The sequence below is a fragment of the Paracoccus sp. S4493 genome (assembly GCF_000967735.1).
GTDB lineage: Bacteria > Pseudomonadota > Alphaproteobacteria > Rhodobacterales > Rhodobacteraceae > Paracoccus > Paracoccus marcusii.
This window is the reverse complement of sequence record NZ_JXYF01000286.1, coordinates 1-566: the sequence shown is the minus strand read 5'-3', so window position 1 is coordinate 566 and position 566 is coordinate 1. Positions and strand designations below refer to the sequence as shown.

The window sequence follows — 566 nt, the reverse complement described above, 5'->3', positions numbered from 1 at the left end:
GCCGCCCTTGCCGCCCGCCTTGCTGCGCGCGTACTTGCGGCTGGCCGGGCGCTGATCGGCCAGCGCATAGTAATAGTTGCGCCGCGCGATCCCATAGGCGTCGACCAGATGATCCGGCGCGGCCTCGGCCGCGTCTGCCACGGCCGCGATGGTCATCGGTCCGACGACCCCGTCATCGGCGGTGCGAAAGCCCATCCGGCTGACCAGGCGCTGCAGGATCTTTACCGCATTCCCGCCTGCGTTGACATACATGTCAAAGACGCTGGCCTGCAGCGGTTCGGGCAGTTCGGCCAGGCGCGGCTTGCGAAAATAATGCTCGACGAAGATCTGTTCGGCCTGCGCCCGCGTCAGGGCGCGCACATCGGCGGCGTCGATGCGGCCATCGCGGTTCAGGTCCATCCCCAGGGACTGCATCGTGCCGATGGTGACGCCAAAGTTGGTGGCCCCGCCCGGATCGTCGGGGTCGTTCACGTACCCGCCTTCGCGGGCAACGATCTGACGGGCAATCTGTTCGACGCTTGGCATGACACCCCCATGTCTGACGCGCGCCCCGGATCGGGGCCGCA

The 566-nt window shown here is 67.5% G+C and carries 1 protein-coding gene; it reads right to left on the bottom strand.

Annotated elements, in window-relative coordinates; translation table 11 throughout:
* Nucleotides 1–525, bottom strand: a 525-nt coding sequence (locus TW83_RS17190; protein ID WP_045984008.1) for a holin-associated N-acetylmuramidase, incomplete at its 3' end; no start/stop codon positions are given.
* Between the last annotated feature and the right edge of the window lie 41 nt (nt 526–566).